Origin of the sequence: Bacillus sp. AP8, assembly GCF_000321185.1 — a bacterium.
Classification (GTDB): Bacteria; Bacillota; Bacilli; order Bacillales; family DSM-1321; genus Bacillus_AD; species Bacillus_AD massilioanorexius.
The window spans coordinates 1-22,749 of sequence record NZ_CAPG01000006.1; the positions used below are offsets into that span (position 1 = coordinate 1).

19 protein-coding genes are annotated in these 22,749 nt (G+C 33.5%); 14 read left to right on the forward strand and 5 right to left on the reverse strand.

Translation table 11 applies throughout. From position 1 onward, the window contains the following. The coding region (locus BN349_RS00955) for an IS3 family transposase (RefSeq protein ID WP_019240393.1) at positions 1 to 261 on the forward strand (261 nt) is incomplete at its 5' end. A 230-nt stretch (positions 262 to 491) separates the two neighbouring features. Here BN349_RS00955 and BN349_RS00960 read toward each other — a convergent pair. Together BN349_RS00960 and BN349_RS00965 are read right to left on the reverse strand one after the other, a co-directional pair. Beyond that, positions 492 to 1,883 carry a hypothetical protein gene (locus BN349_RS00960; protein WP_019240394.1) on the reverse strand — a complete coding sequence of 464 codons (1,392 nt, stop codon included), beginning with the start codon at positions 1,881 to 1,883 and terminating at the stop codon, positions 492 to 494. A gap of 264 nt (positions 1,884 to 2,147) precedes the next feature. Then, positions 2,148 to 2,663 (reverse strand): antibiotic biosynthesis monooxygenase family protein, encoded by a 516-nt coding sequence (locus BN349_RS00965; RefSeq protein ID WP_019240395.1) that lies wholly within the window; start codon positions 2,661 to 2,663, stop codon positions 2,148 to 2,150. Positions 2,664 to 3,080: 417 nt separating this feature from the next. Between BN349_RS00965 and hemE the strand changes: the two genes are divergently transcribed. From hemE to BN349_RS00995, 6 genes are all read left to right on the forward strand, one after another. Then, positions 3,081 to 4,124, forward strand: a complete 1,044-nt coding sequence (gene hemE, locus BN349_RS00970; RefSeq protein ID WP_019240396.1) for a uroporphyrinogen decarboxylase — start codon at positions 3,081 to 3,083, stop codon at positions 4,122 to 4,124. Between the two features lie 68 nt (positions 4,125 to 4,192). After that, positions 4,193 to 5,122, forward strand: a complete 930-nt coding sequence (gene hemH, locus BN349_RS00975; protein WP_019240397.1) for a ferrochelatase — start codon at positions 4,193 to 4,195, stop codon at positions 5,120 to 5,122. Between the two features lie 176 nt (positions 5,123 to 5,298). After that, positions 5,299 to 6,759 carry a protoporphyrinogen oxidase gene (gene hemY / locus BN349_RS00980; protein WP_019240398.1) on the forward strand — a complete coding sequence of 487 codons (1,461 nt, stop codon included), beginning with the start codon at positions 5,299 to 5,301 and terminating at the stop codon, positions 6,757 to 6,759. A gap of 573 nt (positions 6,760 to 7,332) precedes the next feature. Then, positions 7,333 to 7,908, forward strand: a complete 576-nt coding sequence (locus BN349_RS00985; RefSeq protein WP_019240399.1) for a TetR/AcrR family transcriptional regulator — start codon at positions 7,333 to 7,335, stop codon at positions 7,906 to 7,908. A 69-nt stretch (positions 7,909 to 7,977) separates the two neighbouring features. Further along, positions 7,978 to 10,233, forward strand: a complete 2,256-nt coding sequence (locus BN349_RS00990; protein WP_019240400.1) for a YhgE/Pip domain-containing protein — start codon at positions 7,978 to 7,980, stop codon at positions 10,231 to 10,233. 160 nt (positions 10,234 to 10,393) lie between these two features. After that, positions 10,394 to 11,020 (forward strand): FMN-dependent NADH-azoreductase, encoded by a 627-nt coding sequence (locus BN349_RS00995; protein WP_019240401.1) that lies wholly within the window; start codon positions 10,394 to 10,396, stop codon positions 11,018 to 11,020. A gap of 314 nt (positions 11,021 to 11,334) precedes the next feature. Here BN349_RS00995 and yhfH read toward each other — a convergent pair whose 3' ends face one another. Further along, complete coding sequence (gene yhfH, locus BN349_RS25180; RefSeq protein WP_019240402.1) at positions 11,335 to 11,460, reverse strand: protein YhfH; 126 nt, start codon at positions 11,458 to 11,460, stop codon at positions 11,335 to 11,337. A gap of 562 nt (positions 11,461 to 12,022) precedes the next feature. Here yhfH and BN349_RS01005 point away from each other — a divergent pair. From BN349_RS01005 to BN349_RS01030, 5 genes are all read left to right on the forward strand, one after another. Beyond that, positions 12,023 to 13,012, forward strand: coding sequence for a lipoate--protein ligase (locus BN349_RS01005; RefSeq protein ID WP_019240403.1), 990 nt, complete (start codon positions 12,023 to 12,025; stop codon positions 13,010 to 13,012). Positions 13,013 to 13,337: 325 nt separating this feature from the next. Continuing rightward, the gene (locus BN349_RS01015; RefSeq protein ID WP_019240405.1) at positions 13,338 to 14,888 is read left to right on the forward strand and encodes a fatty acid--CoA ligase family protein; all 1,551 of its coding nucleotides are present in this window, start codon (positions 13,338 to 13,340) and stop codon (positions 14,886 to 14,888) included. A gap of 219 nt (positions 14,889 to 15,107) precedes the next feature. Further along, entirely contained in the window at positions 15,108 to 16,109 is a 1,002-nt protein-coding gene (locus tag BN349_RS01020) for an ABC transporter substrate-binding protein (RefSeq protein ID WP_019240406.1), read from the forward strand. A 573-nt stretch (positions 16,110 to 16,682) separates the two neighbouring features. Next, on the forward strand, positions 16,683 to 17,714 hold the full coding sequence (locus tag BN349_RS01025) for an ABC transporter permease (protein WP_019240407.1): 1,032 nt from the start codon (positions 16,683 to 16,685) through the stop codon (positions 17,712 to 17,714). After that, a complete protein-coding gene (locus BN349_RS01030) occupies positions 17,689 to 18,483 on the forward strand; it encodes an ABC transporter ATP-binding protein (protein WP_019240408.1) in 795 nt (264 codons plus the stop codon). The genes BN349_RS01025 and BN349_RS01030 overlap by 26 nt, the downstream gene beginning before the upstream one ends. Before the next feature lie 129 nt (positions 18,484 to 18,612). Here the strand turns inward: BN349_RS01030 and BN349_RS01035 are convergent, their stop codons facing one another. Continuing rightward, positions 18,613 to 19,197: an SCO family protein gene (locus tag BN349_RS01035; protein ID WP_019240409.1), complete on the reverse strand. Its 585-nt coding sequence runs from the start codon at positions 19,195 to 19,197 to the stop codon at positions 18,613 to 18,615. Positions 19,198 to 19,420: 223 nt separating this feature from the next. On the opposite strand from BN349_RS01035, the gene BN349_RS01040 reads away from it, so the two are divergent. After that, positions 19,421 to 20,695 (forward strand): M48 family metallopeptidase, encoded by a 1,275-nt coding sequence (locus BN349_RS01040; protein WP_019240410.1) that lies wholly within the window; start codon positions 19,421 to 19,423, stop codon positions 20,693 to 20,695. Between the two features lie 84 nt (positions 20,696 to 20,779). Here BN349_RS01040 and BN349_RS01045 read toward each other — a convergent pair whose 3' ends face one another. Beyond that, positions 20,780 to 21,019 (reverse strand): IDEAL domain-containing protein, encoded by a 240-nt coding sequence (locus BN349_RS01045; protein WP_019240411.1) that lies wholly within the window; start codon positions 21,017 to 21,019, stop codon positions 20,780 to 20,782. 291 nt (positions 21,020 to 21,310) lie between these two features. Here BN349_RS01045 and BN349_RS23015 point away from each other — a divergent pair, with 291 nt between their 5' ends. After that, complete coding sequence (locus BN349_RS23015) at positions 21,311 to 21,883, forward strand: competence protein ComK (protein WP_019240412.1); 573 nt, start codon at positions 21,311 to 21,313, stop codon at positions 21,881 to 21,883. The last annotated feature ends 866 nt before the right edge of the window (positions 21,884 to 22,749 follow it).

Below are 22,749 nucleotides of genomic sequence, written 5' to 3' on the forward strand. Positions count from 1 at the left end.
TGGATTCAAACATTAAAGCAGAATCATATTTTTCAGAGTATGTATAGAAAAGCAACCTGTGCAGATAATGCGACAATGGAAAATTTCTTTGGGATTTTAAAACAAGAAATGTATTATGGAGAAGAATTAGTATCGTACGATGAGTTAAAACGAAAAATCGAAGCGTATATCGATTACTATAACGACAAACGCATTAAGCAGAAATTGGCTGGTTTAAGTCCCGTACAATACCGAACTCAAACCAGCCAATCAGCTGCGTAATAAAAACTCTAACTTTAAGGGGTCACTACCAACCGTTTGGTTTGTCACCTCTTTTTTCTTTGAATAACAGACAATTAGTAGTAAATATAGTCGGAGTTTAATTCTCCACCAGGATGCTTGCTTTCCACCGGAAGGGACAGGTGACCCTCCTCGGCACATTGTGCCTTTGGGATCTCACACCTTGCACTCTCATTGATCTATTAATAAATAACGATTTTCTAGATAATAGCTTAAATTAAAAACATCGCAACAATAGTTGTGACAATTAATCCAATTAGTACAGGTAATAGATTTCTTCGAGCTAACTCAAATGGACTTACATTACAAATCGCTGCGACAGGTATTAATGCCCAAGGAATAATTGTGCCTCCACCAACCCATATGGCCGAAATTTGACCCAGTGCTGTCAATGTATCCGTACCTGTTGAAAGTGAATTAGAAAATAAATTGGCAATTGAACCAGTCAGTGATATACCAGAAAATCCTGATCCATCTAGACCTGTAATGGCACCTACAATCGTTAATGTAATGGCAGCAATCTCTTTTGTTAATGGAACAGTAGCAGCTAAAGCTACACCTAAATCATTAACAATACCATGAGATGATTTAGGAAGAAATTCTCCAATCATTTTAATGAAACCTGAGTCACCTAAATAGAAAAAGGCTGCGATAGGGATAACAGGACCAAATACTTTAAAACCAAATTGGAATCCATCAATTAAATAATTAGTTGTTTTTTCTAGACCTTTATTTTTATAAGAGAACATGGTTAATAGTATGAGGATGAAAATGGCTGTTCCGCCAACTAGAGCAGTGGCATCTCCTCCTTGCAGCTTTAGGAAATACATAGCCACAATGTCTAAAGCGAAGAGGATTGGAATGAAAAGAGCAAGCCATTTTTTTTGATTGTTAGACAGTAGATTTCGAATTGGGGAGGCTATTTTTTCATACGAATGACTGTGATCAACTATTAGTTTTTTATTTTTTATATCACGTTTTAAAAACCAAAAAGCAGTTAGGGTTGTTACTGCACCCATGGCAATAACAAGAGGAATACTAGCAGAAATAACGGCATTGGTAGAAATTCCAGCTGCGTCACCTGTTAGCTTGGGAGCAGCTTGAATGACGAAGTCCCCTGATAAGGCAATGCCATGACCGAATAAATTCATGGCTATTGCAACTCCAAGTGCGGGTAATCCAATACGAATAGCAGCTGGAAGTAAAACAGCACCTAATAATGCAACTGCTGGAGAAGGCCAAAAAAACCAAGAAGTAATCATCATAACGATCCCTATCGTCCAAAAGGCCAGGGTAGGGGTTTTCATCAACTTCGTAAAGGGAGAAATCATGACGTCATTTATCCCTGTATCAGTTAAAACCTTACTCATTGAAACGATGATAGAAATAATGAGTATCGTAGGGAGTAATTCGGTAATAGCAAAAGTAAAACTATTGAAAACGCCACTTATGGAGCTTGGAAGACTTTTTGTTGCGACTAGAGCTATGGTGAAAATCCCAACGATACATATCAAGGAAGTATCTCTTTTCATAATCATTAGTGTTATTATACCGACAATAAAAGCTACGTAAATCCAGTGAATGAGTGTAAGTTCTACTCCCATATATAAACCTCCTTCTTCATATGAATAGGCATATGCCTGAATACTTATTACAGAATATGAAGGAGAAGGTTTTTGGTGAGATATGAAATCTTTTAAATGATTTGCTCTTTTGTTATTAATTATGATTTACAACCATAAACGAAAATAGCGAGACTCTTTTGTGGGAAGTAGGAGTCTCGCCAATTTCTGCAACATTCTTAATAAGAGTGAATGTTGTTTATTATTGGTTTTAAGAAATAATAAAAAGAATGATAAGGGGTGTTCTTATTCTTCATCGAAGGTTGGAACGTAATATTTTGAAACAAATGATTCACCAGTAAATAGTTTTTGTGGGTTAGCTATAATGGACTGATTCTCTTGTTTACTATGTGCGTCAAAAAAAGATGAAGATTTTTTCCAATTATTGAATGAATTCTCACTATCCCATTGCGTTAGGATAATATACGTTTCAGATTTAATGGGTCTTAATACACGGAATGCGATAAAGCCAGGCTGTTTTTCAATTTCACCTACACGATTTTTAAACATATGTTCAAATGTAGGGCGACCTTCTTCTGTAACAGGTACGTTATTCATAACAATAAAGCCTTCTTGTATTAAATTTCCAACTGTAATGACAATATCAAATTTTCTCGGCTCTTTAAAAAGAGTCTTTTTTTCTGCTTCTTGGATTAGTTTTGTTGAACTACCATTATGTAATAATATTAGATGCTGATCTTTATGTTTTAACTTCATATTTTTTAAAAAGTCAAAAGTACCAGATGTCATAAACAGCTTCATAAAATAATCACTCCTAGAAAAAATTTTAAATTTTCATAATGCTTGAATGAAACGCAAAAGGAAAAATGCTGAAATGTTTGAAAAACGTCAATTTTTCAACAAATGTTGTCGAAATCTATACAAGTATATTTTAAAAAGATATAGTGAATTTATATGTCAATCATTATGGAATTTTGATATTAAGTGGAAAGAAAACGTTAACATATTAGAATATTTTATCCTTGTTTCATTAGCTCTAACCTATATTTTATTGGAAATCTCTCCTTATATTTTATAATACTGAATAATCCATTTAGAGCCAACAATTTAGATATTCAGAAACTCTATGATAAAATGGCATCAATCGACTGATTTCTTAATATTGAATAATAACAATTTATGATGAACAGCACTACTCATTTGAAAGGTGGATATTAGATGTCAAAGCTTTTTAATGATACTTTTTTAAAGGCAGCAAGAGGGGAGCAAACAGATTATGTACCAGTATGGTATATGAGGCAAGCTGGAAGATCACAACCAGAGTATCGAAAAATTAAAGAAAAATACTCTTTATTTGAAATTACTCATCAGCCAGAGTTATGTGCTTATGTTACTAGACTTCCTGTAGAACAATATGGTGTAGATGCAGCTATTTTATATAAAGATATCATGTCACCACTACCAGCAATTGGTGTTGATGTAGAAATTAAATCAGGAATCGGTCCAGTTATATCAAATCCAATTAAGTCGTTGGCTGACGTTGAAAAATTAGGAACGATTACACCTGAAGAGGATGTTCCTTATGTACTTGAAACAATTAAGCTTTTAACTCAAGAACAATTATCCGTTCCGTTAATCGGGTTTGCAGGTGCTCCATTTACATTAGCCTCATACATGATCGAAGGTGGCCCTTCAAAGAATTATAACAAAACAAAGGCATTTATGTATTCAGAACCAAAGGCTTGGTTTGCTTTAATGGACAAGTTAGCAGATATGACTGTTATTTATCTTAAAGCTCAAATAAAGGCAGGAGCTAAAGCAATTCAAATTTTTGATTCATGGGTAGGTGCTTTAAATAGAGCGGATTACCAAGTGTTTATAAAACCAGTTATGCATCGTATCTTATCTAGTTTAAAGGAAGAGAATGTTCCGTTAATTATGTTTGGGGTTGGCGCAAGTCATCTAGCATTAGAGTGGCATGACCTTCCACTAGATGTTGTTGGACTTGACTGGAGATTACCAATTAGCGAAGCTCGAGAAATGGGGATAACTAAGACCGTTCAAGGAAACCTAGATCCAGCAATTTTATTGTCTTCATGGGATGTTATCGAGGAGAGAGCAAAAGCAATAATTGATCAAGGTATGGAACAACCAGGGTACATTTTTAACCTTGGACATGGAGTGTTCCCTGAAGTAAATCCAGATACACTTAAAAGATTAACAGATTTTATTCATAATTATTCAGCATCAAAGAATTCTTGATGTTTTGATATTCTTATATTTTCATTATTTGATAATGGTAAAGTAATAAACAAAGGTGGACTTATTATATGAAAAAGAAAATGGGATTATTAGTTATGGCTTACGGTACGCCATATAAAGAAGAAGATATAGAAAGATATTACACTCATATTCGACATGGAAGAAAGCCTTCACCTGAAATGCTTCAAGATTTAAAAGAGCGTTATGTTGCAATAGGGGGTATTTCACCACTTGCTGCTATAACAGAGCAACAAGCAAAATCATTGGAAAATCAATTGAATTCACTTCAAGATGAAATTGAATTCAAATCATATATCGGTTTAAAGCATATTGAACCATTTATTGAAGATGCTGTAACGCAAATGAAGGAAGATGGAATTGAAGAAGCGGTAAGTATTGTTCTTGCACCTCATTTTTCTACTTTTAGTGTGAAATCATATAATGGACGAGCAATTGAACAATCTGAAAAAATTGGTGGACCAGCTATAACCTGTGTAGAAAGCTGGTATGATGAACCGAAGTTTATCCAATATTGGGTAGATCGTATGCGCGAAACAGTTGCGAAGATGCCAGAAGAAGAAAAGAATCATTATGTATTAATTGTTTCGGCTCATAGCTTACCAGAGAAAATCGTTCAAATGAATGATCCATACCCTGAGCAAATACGAGAAACAGCTGAGCTAATCGCTAAGGCAGCTGAAGTCAAAAACCTAGCGCTTGGATGGCAAAGTGCTGGTAATACACCTGAACCTTGGTTAGGACCAGATGTTCAAGATTTAACGAAAGATTTATTTGAAAATCATGGATATAAAGCATTCGTCTATATTCCTGTTGGTTTTGTAGCAGAACATTTAGAAGTGCTTTACGATAATGATTATGAATGTAAGGTAATTACGGATGAATTAAATGTTTCATACTATCGTCCAGCAATGCCTAACTCTCATCCAGATTTTATTGATGCGATGGCGACAGTTGTATTAAACAAATTAAATAATTGATCTATTAATCGGTAAGGTATAACTATACCAAGCACTGATTTTCGTTCAATAATCGAGTTCTTACTGGCGCTTGATCTTCCTTTGATTATGTTTTAAGTTGGTTATACTTTGACAGGGGAGTGATAGCGCCAGTTTTTATTACTAGAAATAGACTACTGTTAAAAGAAGGAGATCCAATGGCTAATACAAACAAGCAAAAAGTAGTAATTATTGGGGGAGGAATTACCGGATTAACAGCGGCTTACTATTTACAAAAAGAGGCACGGGATGAGGATTTGCCTCTTGAAGTAACTTTAATAGAAGCTGCACCATGTCTAGGGGGAAAAGTACAAACTGTTTTAAAAGATGGTTTTGTTATTGAAAAGGGGCCAGATTCATTTCTAGAAAGAAAAACAAGTGCAGCTAGATTAGCTAAAGAGGTAGGCATGGAGGACCAATTGGTTAATAATACAGCTGGTAAATCGTATGTTCTTGCTAGAGAAAAGCTTCACCCGATGCCTGGTGGGTCAATAATGGGAATTCCAACTGAAATAGGTCCATTCATTACTACGGGCTTGTTTTCACCTATTGGTAAGCTTCGTGCGGCAGCCGATTTTATCCTTCCGAGATCGAAGGAAGAAGGAGATCAAGCATTAGGCGGATTTTTTAGAAGACGCATGGGGAATGAAGTAGTAGAAAACTTAATAGAACCTTTATTATCGGGTATTTATGCAGGTGATATTGATCAATTAAGCTTAATGTCTACTTTTCCACAATTCTATCAAGTAGAACGTAAATATCGGAGTCTCATAGTTGGTATGAAATTGGGTACGCCTCCACGTCCAAAACAGAAAAACATCGAAACTGGAAAGTCGTCTAAAAAAGGAATGTTTCTTACATTTAAGAATGGTTTGTACTCTTTTATTCAAGCTATTGAGTCTTCATTAGAAGAAGGTACAGTTTATAAAAATATCAAAGTGAATAAAGTCGTAAAAGATAATAAGGTATATCGTTTACTATTAAATAATAATGAATGTATGACGGCTGATGCCGTAATCGTAACGGTACCACATCAAAAGGCGCAGAGTATGTTCTCTGATTATCCTTTTATGAACATTTTTAAAGATATGTCTTCTACAAGTGTTGCTAATGTTGCTATAGCCTTTGATGAGAGTGCTATCGAAAAAGACATAGATGGCACAGGATTTGTAGTTTCAAGAAACAGTGATTACTCTATCACTGCTTGTACATGGACTCATAAAAAGTGGCCACATACAACACCAAAAGGAAAAGCGTTATTACGATGTTATGTCGGACGTCCTGGAAATGAGACGATTGTAGATTTACCAGATGAAGAAATTATTAAGATTGTACTAGAAGACTTAAGTAAAACAATGAATATAACACATACACCAGATTTCTCTGTAGTCTCGCGATGGAAAGACTCAATGCCACAATATACAGTTGGTCACAAAGAAAGAATTGATGCCGTGAATGATGCAGTAAAATCTAATTTACCAGGTGTCTTTTTGTCAGGTGCTTCTTTTAATGGTTTAGGTCTACCTGATTGTATTGATCAGGGGGAAGTTGCTGTTCAAAATGTGTTGCAATTTTTGGAAGATAAAAGAGCGAGACAAATAGAAGTGGTACAAGTATAAGATTTCAATATAGTAGTTATCCCTTAATAGAGGCATCTCAGAGCTGATTATTAATCACTTTTGAGATGCCTCTCATGTTTATCATAAAGAGATATTTTATAAATACGTTTAATGCTCAGACTCGACTATGCAAAGTTTCACTGTATCTCAGTCGAAGAGCTCTAGTCTATACGTCTTTAAATGGCGTTTACGCTTTTCATGTGAAATAAAGATAACAAAATATGTTCATGAGAAATGGTGATGGTTTTTTAAAGTATGAATAGGGAATAAGAAGGTATATGGGTTTTGCTTGCTGAATTTAGTTTTAACTACGTAAAAATAGCCTTGTTAGAGCGAATTATTTTAATGAATAATGGGTAAAATTTCTTTGATATAAGTAAGAGAATTGAAATTTTGAAGTGAATGAGGCTCAGGGAAAAAGGGAAAATTTTTAAAAAAAATACGAAAAGATTGCATTGCAAAATGTATTGTGTTATATTCTTTTTTGTACTAAATGACTAATTTGGTCATTTAGTCAAAATGTTAGCTATAGCAATCAGATTGTGAATGTCTTGAAGTAAAAGAGGTGATAAGATGTCTGTGGATCGAAAGCAACAAATTGTTGAAGCAGCTACAAAGTCGTTTACACTATTTGGATATAAAGCAACAACAATGGATCAAGTTGCCAGATTGGCAAATGTAGGTAAAGGAACTATCTACAACTTTTTTACTAATAAGGAACAGCTTTTTCAAGAAATTGTTCATTCTCTAATTCTTGAAATGAAAATGGTAGCTGAAGAAAGTATTATACCAACGAAATCATTTCATGAAAATGTTCATACAGCTTTATTTGCTATTTTGGAGTATCGAACGAAACATCAATTTATGATGAAGCTTCTTGAAGAGGAGAAAGAAATTGGTACACCTGCAGTTGCTCAAATGGTAAATGAAATAGAAAGAGCAATTGTTTCGTACATAAAAGAGAAAGTAGATATGGCGATGAATAAAGGAGAAATTACCGTTTCAAATTCAGAGCTATCTGCATTTCTTATTTTTAAAATGTACAGTGCCTTAATATTTGATTGGGAAAAAAATCATGAACCATTAGAGAAAGAGGAAATTGCAAAGCTTTTACAGCTTTTCATTTTAAAAGGATTATCAACTGACTGATAATCCTCATTATATACAATTAGATGACCAAATGAATAAAGTGGTCATGTGTTCATGGAGGGGGAAGCTATGAAAGGAAAATCATTTTTAGGGGAATTGAGAGCAATAGGTAAGGATAAACATCTATTGATTCCTATTATTGCAGTCATGCTCATTCCAATTTTATATGCTGGAATGTTCCTATGGGCATTTTGGGATCCGTATGCAAAACTAGAGGATTTACCTGTTGCTGTTGTAAATAGTGACAATGGTGCTTCCTTTGAAGGTGAAGAGCTATACCTCGGTAATGAATTGGTGAAAAATTTAAAAGAGAATAAACAATTTAATTTTCACTTTGTAGATAAAAAGGAAGGCTATAAAGGATTAGATGATCAAGACTACTATATGCTAGTAGAAATTCCTAAAAACTTTTCAAGTAACGCTACAACAATTCTTGATGAAACACCAAAAAAATTAGAAATGAAATATGTGCCTAATGAAGGGTATAACTTTTTATCAGCTCAAATTGGTGAAACAGCAATAGAGAAAATTAAGTCGGCAGTTTCTGAGCAAATTACAAAAACATATTCAGAAACTATTTTTGAAAAAATTCAAACAATGGCAGATGGCTTTAAAAGTGCAAGTAATAGTGCGAATGAACTATATGATGGTTTAACTAAAGTAAATGACGGTACTACAACTATTAAAGACAATCTGGCAACATTAGCTGCTAAACAAATTGAATTTAAAAGTGGCGTTGATACTGTCTATGATGGAGTAGCAAAATTAAGTAGCGGTTCACAGGAACTAACTACTGGACTCGGTTTACTTAGCCAAGCACAAGGACAGCTTCAAAGTGGTTCAACAGAAGTTAAAGCTGGTTTAGATAAAGTTGCGGCAGGTAGTGAAAAGTTAAATGCTGGTATCAATACGGCATATTCTAAAATGGGCGATTTAGCTAATGGTACAGCTCAATTAAAAGATGGTGCTGGTCAGTTACAAGCTGGATTATCTCAATTGAATAGTAATGCATCAGAATTGACTAATGGTGCCGCAGAGATTTCAAAAGGAGCCACTGCATTAAATAGTGGTTTAGCAACTCTACAATCGAAATTAGAGCCATATATGGCAGCTTTACCAGAACAAGCTCAACAGCAGCTTTCTGCTGTTCTAGCAGAGCTTACTAAAGGTAGTCAGAATCTTGCTGCAGGTGGTAAGGAATTAGCTAATAAGACTTCAACCCTTCCACAAGCAGCTAAGGAATTATATGCTGGGTCACAACGTTTATCAACTGGACTTGATTCTGCAAATCAAGGGGCATCAGCTTTACAGCAAGGTTTAGGACAATTGAGTTCAGCAGGTGGCGAGCTTAAAAATGGCTTAGGTCAATTACAAGCTGGACAAAATAAAGTTGTGGCTGGTATGGAACAGTTTGGTAGCAAGCTAGGTGATGCAACAAAAGGATCACAAACACTAAATCAAGGCTTACAAACACTATCAGGTGGTGTTACACAGCTAGCTGATGGTTCTGGACAATTAGCAGATGGAGCTTCTAAGCTTTCTTCTGGTGCGAAAGAACTTTCTGAAGGTACTGTAACCGCTAAGGATGGTTCGAAAGAATTTAAAACGGCTTTAAATGAAGCTGCAGATGAAAGCTCAAGTGTAAAAGCAGATGATCAAACATTTGATATGATGGCACAACCTCTAGAAGTTGAGAAAAAAGCTGTTAATCATGTTCCAAACTATGGTACTGGTTTTGCTCCATATTTCTTATCACTTGGTTTATTCGTTGGAGCATTACTTCTTTCAATCGTGTATCCATTAGTTGAGCCAGCTATTAAACCGAAAAATGCTTTTTCTTGGTATTTTAGTAAATTAGGAGTATTAGTAGGTGTAGGAATTATTCAAGCGCTAATTGCTTCAGCCATTCTATTAGTTGGTTTGAAAATTGAAGTGCAAAGTGTTCCATTGTTTATACTGTTTAGCATTATAACAAGCTTAACCTTTATAACGCTTGTACAGTTCTTTGTAACATGTTTTGCAAACCCTGGACGATTTGTTGCGATTATCATTTTAATTTTGCAACTTACAACAAGTGCTGGAACATTCCCATTAGAATTGATTCCAAGACCATTACAATGGTTCAATGCATTTTTACCAATGACTTATACAGTACAAGGATTTAAAGCAGCTATCACAAGCGGAAATATCCACACATTATGGATGAACGTAGGTATTCTTGCTATTTTCGTATTGCTGTTTATGGCTGGAACATTATATTATTTCATGTTCAAATATAAAAGAACGTATCATAATATGAATTCAAAAGAAGCAGCATCTGTATAAGCTATGACTTAAAAAGCTGTGATGAAAACTTTCATCACAGCTTTTTTTAGTATGGTGTGCAAATAAAATAGGACTAACTAAAGATGTATATAGGGTTATAATTATATTAAAATAATAATTGGGGAAATCATGGATTAAAACATCAATGGAGGGATGAAATATGTCAAATGTACTTTTCATAAAAGCAAATGATCGCCCAGCAGAACAATCTGTAAGCATATCAATGTATGAATTATTCTTGAATACATACAAAAAAGCAAACCCAATAGATACGATTGATGAATTAGATTTATTTCAAGTAAACCCACCGTATTATGGAAATTCAGCAATTGAAGGAATAAACAAAAGACAAAAAGGGCTGGAATTGACAGAGGGGGAAAAAACGGCTGTACAATTCGTAGATCAATTTTTGAATCAGTTTTTAGAAGCAGAAAAGATTGTCTTTGCTTTCCCGTTATGGAATGGAACTGTACCCTCTCCTCTTATTTCATATCTATCATACATTACGTTAGCAGGAAAAACCTTTACATATACGTCTAAAGGACCAATTGGATTAGCGGGAAATAAACGAGTAGTTCTACTTCATGCTCGTGGAGGAGATTATTCAAACAAAGCTTTTGCTGATCAAGAAATAGCCATCCGATATACGAAAACATTATTAGGTATGATTGGGGTTACTGATATTACAACAGTTGTCATTGAAGGACATAATCAATATAAAGATAGAGCAAAAGAAATTATAGCTGATGGCTTGAATTCAGTTGTAGACGTAGCGAACACTTTTTAAATTGCACAAGAGTTAAATATTTAACAGAGAATATCTATTGCAAGATAGTCGAAACATCTGATTTCTTTCAAAAAGTTTATTTGCATTAGTATAGTAGAAAGTTAGGTTCATATAAAAAGGCTGATATAAAAAAAAGAAACCAGACATCATAGGACTGTCTGGTTTTAAAATCGAGAGATATTCTATGAATATCTCTTTTTCTTGTATGTACGAGTTAGGGGTGTACATACAAAAGCAAAGAGGGAGTATGAGTCAGAAAACTGACATCACAAATATGGAAGCAAAATACTTACATGTATTTTGACTAGCCCAATTTAGTAAGAATTACATTGATCGCATTTGTTGCCGTAGCATTCATGCTGTTCTTCAATTTTATTTCCACATTCAGTACATTTCTTTGGTGGTAAATTCTTGAAGAATTCAACGCTGCTTTGTAGCATATTCATTACCTCCTGAGTTCTGATTGTTCAGAAATTAATAGTTCAAGTTATGACAGTAACTTTTAGTGTAATTGTATTGTATTATAACAGATGGTGAAATGTCAACAAATGTTTTATAACAATTTTAAAAATAATTAATATGCCCATACTCTAATATAGAACAGCAAATGCATTAAGAATGAGTTCTGTAATAGAAAACTGTTGATTTTATAATAGAAATGAATGCGTTATAATCTTTGAGACTTTTGAGAGAGAAGTGCTAACGAAAGCATGGCAATCATAGTCTACGTTGAAGTAAATTACTCTAAATAGTTTAGGAATATTTGTTATTATCATTTTTTAGGTTGTTTTTTAAAAGATTATTATTTATAAGTAAGTTCAGTGAAAAGAATTATCAAAAAAGTCGATGGATAGCAATTGCGAAGAAGAAAAGATAAAAACGAGAATACAAAGATTCTGTAACATTTTTCTTATAAGCGAAGTGATTGAGATGTAGTGAATGGTTTGATTATAATGAAGCTAGAGCTTTTTAGTTGATCATAGAAAAAATGGAGGATATACGATGCTTTTTATAGATAATAAAGGAATAACTGATCCGCAAATTAATTTAGCTATCGAAGAGTATGCACTTAAGAATTTAAATATTGATGAATCCTATCTATTGTTTTACATAAATGCCCCGTCCATTATCATTGGTAAAAATCAAAATACAATTGAAGAAATTAACACTGAGTATGTTGAAGGACAAGGAATCAAAGTCGTACGAAGACTATCCGGTGGAGGAGCAGTGTATCATGATTTAGGAAATTTAAATTTTAGCTTTATAACAAAGGATGACGGCGATAGTTTTCATAACTTCCAAAAGTTCACTGAACCTGTAGTAAAAGCATTACGCAAAATGGGTGTAAATGCTGAATTAAGTGGGAGAAATGATTTACTTGTAGAAGGTAGAAAAATATCGGGTAATGCTCAATTTTCAACAAAAGGGAAAATGTTTAGTCACGGTACTTTATTATTTAATTCAGAAATGGATCATGTTGTTTCAGCATTAAAAGTGAGAAAAGATAAAATTGAATCTAAAGGGATTAAATCGGTTCGAAGTCGTGTTGCAAATATTACAGAGTTTTTAGATAAAAAAATGACGATTGAAGAGTTTAGAGAAGAGCTCTTGAAAAACATATTTGAAGGATCTGAGGAAATACCTGAATATGTTTTGACTGAAGAAGATTGGAGAAACATCTATAAATTGTCAGAAGAACGATATCAAAACTGGGATTGGAATTACGGAAAATCACCTAACTTTAACGTACAACATTCAAATAGATTTCCTGTTGGACTTATCGAGTTTCGTTTAGAGGTTAAAAAAGGTAAGATTGAAGAATGTAAAATATTTGGTGATTTCTTTGGAGTTGGTGATGTATCAGATATTGAAGCATTACTTAAAGGTGTTCAATATGAAAAATCTGCAATCGAATCGGCTCTAAACGATGTAAATGTAAAACATTATTTTGGAAATGTAACATTAGATGAAATTGTTCGCTTGATATATTGATAACAAAATATATAGATAAAATGTTTAACACGATAAGAATTAGCTAACTCAAATGCGTAATTAGCATATTTTGAGTTAGTTTTTTTCTTTCTATATATTAAATGTTATAATTAGTAATTTTTTATATTGATGGATAAAATTTCTTGCACTATAATAATAAGAGAGGGGAATGAGTGACCGTTCATTCATTTGTTTTTTCGTTTATTTCATTGTATATCTTTTTTGGGGGATAACTGGCATGAAAGGCATGGTTAAAGAAGATGGAATTTACAATTTAATTTACGATTTTGATATGTGACGGTTTTTCTAAAAAGGGAGGAATATTATGAATTTATCGTCTCAGCTTCACGAAACCGCTTTAGTTAATGGAGAAAGAATCGCTTATCATTTTCTTGATCAACAAAAAACGTATGCTGAATTAGATGCAGCAGTAACAATGTTTGCTTGTGGATTGTCAAAGCTTGGGGTTCAAAAGGGAGATCATGTAGCATTAATTACAGGTAATTCCCCTCATTTTTTAATTGGGTTTTATGGCGCTTTGCGTGCTGGAGCAAAAGTAATTCCTATTAACCCGATTTATACTGCAGATGAAATTAGTTATATTCTAATTAATGGAGATGTAAAAGCTGTTATTACACTCGATTTACTTCTTCCGCTAGTAGAGGGCTTACATAAGCATCTAGCTAAAGTAGAGAAGTTTATTATTTGTGAAACAGGTGAATACAAAGGGGAAAGTGATCTTTCAAAATTGGAAGTTTACTCAAAACTTATCGGTTTCAACAATGTTATCGGCTTAGGTCAGGATGTGTTTGATGAGCCAGCTATTGATGAAGAAGAAGTAGCTGTTATTCTTTATACATCTGGTACAACAGGTAAACCTAAAGGTGCTATGCTGACACATAAGAATTTGTATAGCAATGCTAGAGATGTGGGTGAATACCTAAAGATTTCAAGTGATGACCGTGTTATTACTACATTACCTATGTTCCATGTATTCTGTATGACCGTATGTATGAACGCACCTCTAACAAAAGGTGGAACTTTATTAATCGTTCCAAAATTCAGCCCTAAAGAAGTTTATCGAATTTCAAAGGAACATCAAGCAACTATCTTTGCTGGTGTACCTACTATGTTTAATTTTATTCTACAAGCAGATGGAAATCCAGATGACTTTAAAACATTACGTTTAAGTATTGCTGGTGGATCATCCATGCCAGTAGCATTATTAAAAAATTTCGAGCAGAAGTTTAACGTTATCGTCTCGGAAGGATATGGATTATCCGAAGCGTCACCAGTAACGAGCTTCAATCCTCTAGATCGACCACGTAAACCAGGATCTATCGGAACTTCCATTTTAAATGTACGAAATAAAGTCGTAAACGAAATGGGAGAAGATGTACCAGTAGGAGAAGTTGGTGAACTAGTCGTACAAGGACCTAATGTAATGAAGGGTTATTATAAAATGCCTGAAGAAACAGCAGCTACCATTAAAGATGGCTGGCTATACACAGGTGATTTAGCTAGAATGGATGAGGATGGCTATTTTTACATTGTTGATCGAAAAAAAGATATTATAATTGTTGGCGGTTACAATGTTTATCCTCGTGAAGTAGAGGAAGTATTATTTGCACATCCAGGTATTGTAGAGGCAGCTGTAGTTGGAGTACCTGATCCTAATCAAGGTGAAGCGGTACATGCATATATAGTGAAAAAAGACCCTGATTTAACTGTTGAGGATGTCAATGCTTACTGCCAAGAACATCTTGCTAGGTATAAAATTCCAACTGTAATTGAATTTTTAGAAGATCTACCTAAGAATACAACAGGTAAGATTCTTCGTCGTGCTTTAAAAGAAATCGTAACGAGTCAAGGTTAACATGATAATAAAAACGACCTTCTTTTTAGGGGTCGTTTTTTTAGAGATTTAAAAGAATACTTTGTATTCAATTTGTTTTAAAAATTCTAAAAAATTAAAATATATCTGTTGCTATTTTACTAGAAGTGTTTATAATTTAATTTAACACACAAAAGCGAGAAAGCTAAAAAGCGTAAATGCACTAAATATCGTTATAGACATTCAAGGAGGATTTTAAGCATGAAAAAGAAACTAGCTTTTGGATTAACTGCAGGCTTACTTTCAGCATTATTGCTTGCTGGCTGTGGTAATAGTAAGAGCGATGAAGGTAAAGAGAATGGTAGTTCGGATAAAGAAAAAACATATAAAATTGGTTTTACACAATTTGTTCAGCATCCATCTCTTGATGAGGCAAGTAAAGGATTTAAGCAAGCATTAGAAGATAAAGGGATTAAAGTAGAGTATGATGATCAAAACGCTCAAGGTGATCAAAATAATACATTAACAATTGCGAATAATTTTGTTTCATCTAATGTGGATTTAATTTTTGCTAATGCGACTCCTAGTGCTGCGGCTGCTTTAAATGCTACAAAAGATATTCCAATCGTATTTACTTCAGTAACAGACCCTGTTGGAGCAAAACTAGTTAGCTCAATGGAAAAACCAGGTGGGAATGTAACAGGTACTTCTGATGGAAATCCAGATGCCATTCCAAGCACTATTAAATTTATGGCAGAACAACTAGGTGTGAAAAAAGTAGGTACTGTATATAACGCTGGAGAGCAAAATTCAGTTGTTCAAGTGAAACAAATGAAAGAAGAAGCAGAAAAAGCGGGTTTAAAACTTGAAGAAAAAGCAGTTTCTACTTCAGCAGAAGTGAAACAAGCAGCTGAATCTTTAGTCGGTAAAGTAGATGCGATTTATATCATTACAGATAATACAGTTGTATCAGCCCTAGAATCTGTTGTAATGGTTGCAAATGAAAAGGATATTCCTTTATTCGTAGGAGAGCTTGATTCAGTTAAACGTGGTGGATTTGCAGCTTATGGATTTAATTACTCTGATATTGGATACCAAGCGGGTGAAATGGCTGCGAAAATTTTAAAAGATGGTAAGAAACCTTCTGAAATTCCAGCTGAATATCCTAAAACATTGAAACTCGTAATCAATGAAAAAGCAGCAAAAGAAATGGGTATTGAATTAAAAGAAGAATGGTTAAAAGATGCTGAAGTAATCAAGTAATGCTTTGATTCAATGAATATTTTTTGACTATTTCAAAAATATCCTGTTATATTGGGACGCAGATTTGTCATAGATTACTATCAAATTTTTAATCTTGACGGAATCGGTTAAACAATAGGAGCGAGTTCTGCTTGAGCTAAACAGTATTCTAGATTCATTAAGATATGCTTTCTGTATAACAAAGGCTGACTAAAAAGAGATTTACTTTTCTAGCAAAATGAAAAAGTAACTCCAAATAAGTCAGCCTTAAACCTTTTATATTAGGAAATAGACATTCGTTTAGTTTAAAATAGCGCTTTAATTGATTGTAAAGTCTGTTTTTTAAAAGATTGTTGCTTTTCAATACGTTCGATTAATAAAAACCAGTGGATAAAAGGACGGTTGAATGAAATGTAAAGTGCAAGACTTCCACGAAAAGTGAACATCATAGAGCAAAATTCAACTATATTTACTCCTTGTTAAAAGGCAACAATGTTTGTAAAAACAGCCATAAAAAAAGTACTGTTTGGAAATGCATTTCCTTACACCTATGATTGTTTCAATTTATACATCATTTTAGAGAGGAAGAGATATATGCCTGGAGCAATTTTTAGTTCGGTTGAAGCAGGAATGATATATGCCATTATGGCACTAGGCGTTTATTTATCATTTAGAATATTAGATTTTCCAGATTTGACGGTTGATGGAAGTTTCGTTACTGGATCAGCTACAGCCGCTATTTTAATAGTAAATGGATATCATCCATTAATCGCTACACTCGCTGCGTTGGTAGCAGGATTTTTAGCAGGAGTAGTGACTGGTCTTCTTCATACAAAAGGAAATATTAATCCATTATTATCAGGAATTTTAATGATGATAGCCTTATACTCTATTAATTTGAGAATTATGGGTAAATCTAATGTTCCGTTATTAACAGAAGATACACTTATGACAAAAATTCGTGATGGATGGTCATCGCTAGGCTTGAATGATGTTGCTAGTAGCATTCTTGGATCTGTTGGATTAGAAGGGGCAATACCTGCTGGATGGGGTATTTTACTAGTAATGTTAGTTGTAACATTTGTTCTTAAGTTTATTATTGATGCTTTCTTAAAAACAGAAATAGGCCTTGCACTTCGTGCTACAGGTGATAATGAAAGCATGATTCATAGTTTTTCCGCTAATACAAGTAGTATGAAAGTATTAGGATTAGGTATTTCAAATGGTTTAGTTGCTTTATCAGGGGGATTAATCGCTCAATACAATGGTTTTAGTGATATTGGAATGGGTATTGGTATGATCGTTATTGGTCTAGCCTCTGTAATTATTGGTGAAGCTGTTTTTGGAGCTAAAACCATCGTTAGAGCAACATTTGCAGTAATCGGTGGAGCTGTCATTTATCGAATTGTAGTTTCGCTTGCAATGCAGGTTGAATTCCTTGATACGGGAGATGTAAAGCTGATTACAGCTATTATAGTTATCATTGCCCTTATTCTTCCTAAAGTAATTGAAAAACAAAAAGCAAGGGGTCGAAAACAACGCAGATTACAAGAATTACAGCTTAATAATGAAACAGCTGTATTTAATGGAGGTGACCAAGTTGCTTCAGCTAAAACAGATTTATAAAGTATTTAATGAAGGAACGCCAGATGAAAAAATGGCTCTTACAAATATCAATTTGGAATTAGCAAAAGGTGATTTTGTTACAATTATAGGTAGTAATGGCGCTGGGAAATCAACATTAATGAATATGGTTTCCGGTAAATTATTTCCTGATATCGGCAGTATTTCAATTGATGGAAAAAATGTCACGGGCTTATCCGAACATAAACGTGCTATCGATATAGGCCGAGTATTCCAGGACCCCATGGCGGGAACAGCTCCTACGATGACGATTGAAGAAAATATGGCTATTGCCTATTCTCGTAATAAAAAACGCGGTCTTCGATTTGGTGTAACAAAGAAGCGCAAAGATTTCTTTAAAGAAAAATTAGAAACACTTCATCTTGGATTAGAAAATCGATTAAATGCTAAGGTTGGTTTACTATCAGGTGGAGAGCGTCAAGCGCTTTCACTGTTAATGGCAACTTTTACTGAGCCAAAAATTCTTTTATTAGATGAACATACAGCGGCTCTTGATCCCTCAAGAGCTGAATTAATTACTCAATTAACGAAATCTATTGTAGAAGAGTATCACTTAACAACATTGATGGTTACTCATAATATGCAGCAAGCTCTTGATTTAGGAAATCGCCTTATTATGATGGATAAGGGTCAAATCATTTTTACAAGCAACGAAAAAGAAAAACAAAATCTTACTATTGAAAAATTATTAAACGAATTCCAAAGAATTCGTGGAGAGCAAATGAACAACGATAGAGCAATGCTAGTGTAATAAGAAAAAACGTCACCGGTCCTTTTAATGTATTTTCAAAACAGGTAACATTTAAGCAAAGGGGCAGTCTCAAAAATGATTAGAATCATTTTGAGACTGCCCCTTTATACGTTATGCTTTTAAGAGTATTTAAATTTGTTTCATTATTTTTTTGTAAACTTTCTCTTGATCAAAATCTTTTTCGCCCATCCCAAAAACTTCTATTACTTTGTTTTTCTCATCTAGCAAATAGGTTGCGCTAGAATGAATGAACTGACCTGTACCAGGATCGCGAAACAAGAATTCGAAGCTATCGGTTAATTTTTTTATATCTTCTTTTTTCCCACTAAGTAGATACCATCCTTTTGTTTTCTCGATATCAAAGGTTTTGGAGTAATGGGTAAGAACTTCTGGAGTATCTCTTTTAGGATCAAATGATACTGTTAGAAATTCGACTTTTTTACCGAATACGCCATCTTTGGTTAGTTGATCACGTAATTGCTTCATTTGATAGGTAGTGTTTGGGCAAACATCTGGGCATTGTGTATACATGAATTCAACCAATCTAATTTTAGGAGATAGATTTTGAAATGTATATGGTTCACCCTTTGGTGTATGTAAAACAACATCTTCGGGAAAAGCCATTTTTGACTGCTTGTATCCGGTAAAATAATAAATGCCGGACCCGATTCCAATTATTAATAATGTGAAAAAAGTAATATAAAGCTTTTTCATTTCTCCACCCCGATTCCAATCTATACGTTGCTACATGATATATTAATCATACAACACATCCTATTGGTAAAGAGTGATAAAATAGGTAAAACATTGAAATTTATATGAATTTTTCCGGTTTGGTAGTAGGAAAAAAGAAAAGCGAATCTTGCTATTAGGTTCTAATTTTTCTGTTTAGTACTACAATAATAAGGAGGCTTGTATACAGTGGGGAGGAAAATATATGATTAAATCCGTAAGAACGTCTATTGGAATATATATATGCACGATTATATTGGTATATTTATATATATTTCACTTATCTGATACCTCAATTCCTTTAGACTATCAGAATACAAGTGCCGATTCAGCTACATTTATGAATGAAAAGCAGCTTTTATTAAGTGAACAATTTTCTCAGATTAAAAATTTCTTGTACTTTATCGAGACGCCATTTGAATGGTTATTTTACTTTTTAATTTTAGCAGTCGGTCTTTCTGATAAAATGATGAAATCGTCCCTAGCTATATCTTCTAAATCTATAATTCAAAAGCTTATTTACTTTTTTTATTTGTCCTTACTTTCTTTTGTAGCTTTTTTTCCTTTTAATTATGTAAGCTATTATTTGTCTGAAAAATATGGACTAGCAACGCAGTCATTTTCACTTTGGATGAAGGATGAACTGATCGATTTTTGGGTGAATTTTGGAATTATGTTTTTGGTTGTTTTAGTGTTTTATTATTTTGTTAATAAAAGTGTGAAACGATGGTGGCTGTATCTTTGGGTATTATCCATTCCTTTTATGTTGTTCTTTATGTTTGTTAAGCCAGTTGTTATTGATCCACTTTATAATGACTTTTATCCGTTAAAGAATAAAGAGCTTGAAGCGAAAATATTAGCTCTTGCTGAGGAAGCGAATATTCCTGCAGAACATGTATTTGAAGTAAATATGGCATCTAAAACAAATACGATGAATGCTTATGTTACAGGGATTGGTTCTAATTCTCGTATTGTTTTATGGGATACAACCTTAAATAAGTTAGATGACGATGAAATATTGTTTATTATGGCTCACGAGATGGCACATTACGTAGAAAAACATATCTATATCGGAATTGCTTTATATGCATTATTTGGTTTCGTAGGATTGTGGTTAACAGCTAAATTAATGGAGTTTGTAATGAAAAGGTGGGGTACACATCTTCATATAACTTCTATGAATAGTCTATCTTCGCTTCCTTTATTTTTATGTGTTTTATCTTTATTAACATTTCTCTCTAGTCCGTTAGATAATAGTATTTCTCGTTACCAAGAAAGCCGTGCTGATCACTATGCGATAAAAATGACTGAAGATCAAGATGCTGCTGTGAATACTTTTCAAGAACTAGCTAAATCATCATTAAGCCAAGTCAATCCACCGTGGTTAGTGAAGATTTTTCGCTATGGCCATCCAACGATGTTAGAAAGAATTTCAACTCTAGATAACTACAAAAGTGAACATAAGAAAGTGGATAAGTAACAGGTATTGTTAACATGCTTGATTAAACAGTTAAATACAAAGAAAAAAGGCAATCTCAAAAGGTGAGATTGCCTTTTTCATGTATTAAGTTCCGAATTGCTTAGTAAGTGCAATTAAATCTTTACTATACTGGTAAAAAAGTTTTTCATTTCTTTGATCTAGAGCTTCATCAATTTTCAAAAGCAATTTTTCTTTCTCACTTTTCAGAAGAGCTTCTTGAAGGATCATATCGACGTAGAGTTCAGACATATAAGTTTCTTTTCCTAAATGCTTGTGCATTGCTGAGGATTTCATCTTTTCTGTGTATGATTGTTCATGATTCATGAAGCATCACCCCTAAGACCTTTTTATAACTATACAGAATTTTCAGATAAAAATCAACTATAAAAATTAGAAAATTAAAATTAAATTTTTTAAACCTTCTTAGTAGGCGATGTTGATTATTATTGTTGATTATTATTTATAAGAAGTGAAGGAGCAAAATAGCGAGATGAATGAGGAAGAAGCTATATAGAGGTTTTCTTATTTATGAATTTTTAGTGAAAAAATCCTACTAAAGTCCAATTTATGGTATTTTATATGTGGTGGTAAAAATTGTAATGAAAGGGTGGTTATGTGAGGCAAGCAGAAGAAACCGTAAAGATCATTTCAAATGAGGAAATGAAGCATTGGATGGAGAGTGCAGTTTTGGTTGAAGATTATGAGATTAACCCGAACACATTGTATGTTAGACCAATTGTGTTTAAAGGAGAGTTCTATTCTTTTGTACTTGAATCAGATGGAGGAGAATATATTACTCCATGTAAACCCATTGATGTGGTGAAAAGAAGCTGCGAATTTTTTGGTTATGATTATGAAGGGCAGAGAAAAGGGACAAAGTCATTAACCGGATATACTCATAAAGCTCCCATCGAAATTGAAAGAGCATTTTCAATCTTTGTTTTTCCTACAACCTCTCCAGAAAGAGATCATTGTATGTGGATTTCACATGCTCATGTAGACAGTTTTGCGAAAAATAATCCAAGAGAGACGATTGTCACCTTTAGAAATAAGCGTAAGCTTAGATTATCTGTTTCTTATGGTACATTTGAGACCCAATTAGCCCGTACAGCCATATTAAAAACAAAAAAAGATCGTGTTATCTTAGAAACGGGCAGAAAATATCAATTATCCTCTAATAGTGAATGACAGCAGCTATTACTCCATAAAAGAATAACATCTTAATTACCTCGTCGTTTTTCTCCTCAAAAAATGTATAATTTCTGATGAATGGGAAAAAGAAGAAATTTGAATAGGATCGTGGATGAAAAAAGTTACTATCAATTAGCAGATAGATGGCTTATACAATCAAACCACGGTCTTTTTTTCTGGATTCAATTAACTTCTTAGGTTGTTGATGTTCAATGTAAATATGAAAGCTGAAGGCGTTCAAAAAGAAAAATAGGATGGATACCCTTTTACATTTTATTCTTGAATAAAACACAAAGAGTAAAATAAGACAAAACATATGACAAAGCCATAACAACCACTTCTTTTGGAAAGTAAGGAAGCACTCAGATAAAACGTGTCGATAATATTAAGTGCAGGAGACTTTGAATAAAAAATCACTTTTTAGATAGCTCTTCACTACAGAATAATAATTCATTTAATGTATACGGTAATACCAAATAAGATTCTACGATTGTTTTACTCATAGAAGATGCTTCAATCACGATAATTGACACTACCAGCTTAACTTCAATAAACTAATTAATTAAAAAGGATAGGTTTTATTGTTAATAATGGCTCTAATCCATTTGGAAGGGTATAGCTAAGTCGCCTATTCTTTGAGGTCTAGTCTTTCTTACTTCACTTTCAGGATTCTTATGGATTTCTGCTCATTATTTTTATTAGAGATTCACAGAAAACGGTGATTGATTAGAACGTAAGCAAGAATACTACATCTACATGAAAGAAGTTTTAGTTTCTATATAAATGTTTCTTCTTTTTATAAAATAATTTATGTATTATTAAAGATAGAAATACTTTTTAGTTGTAGGATTTATGTATGGCTA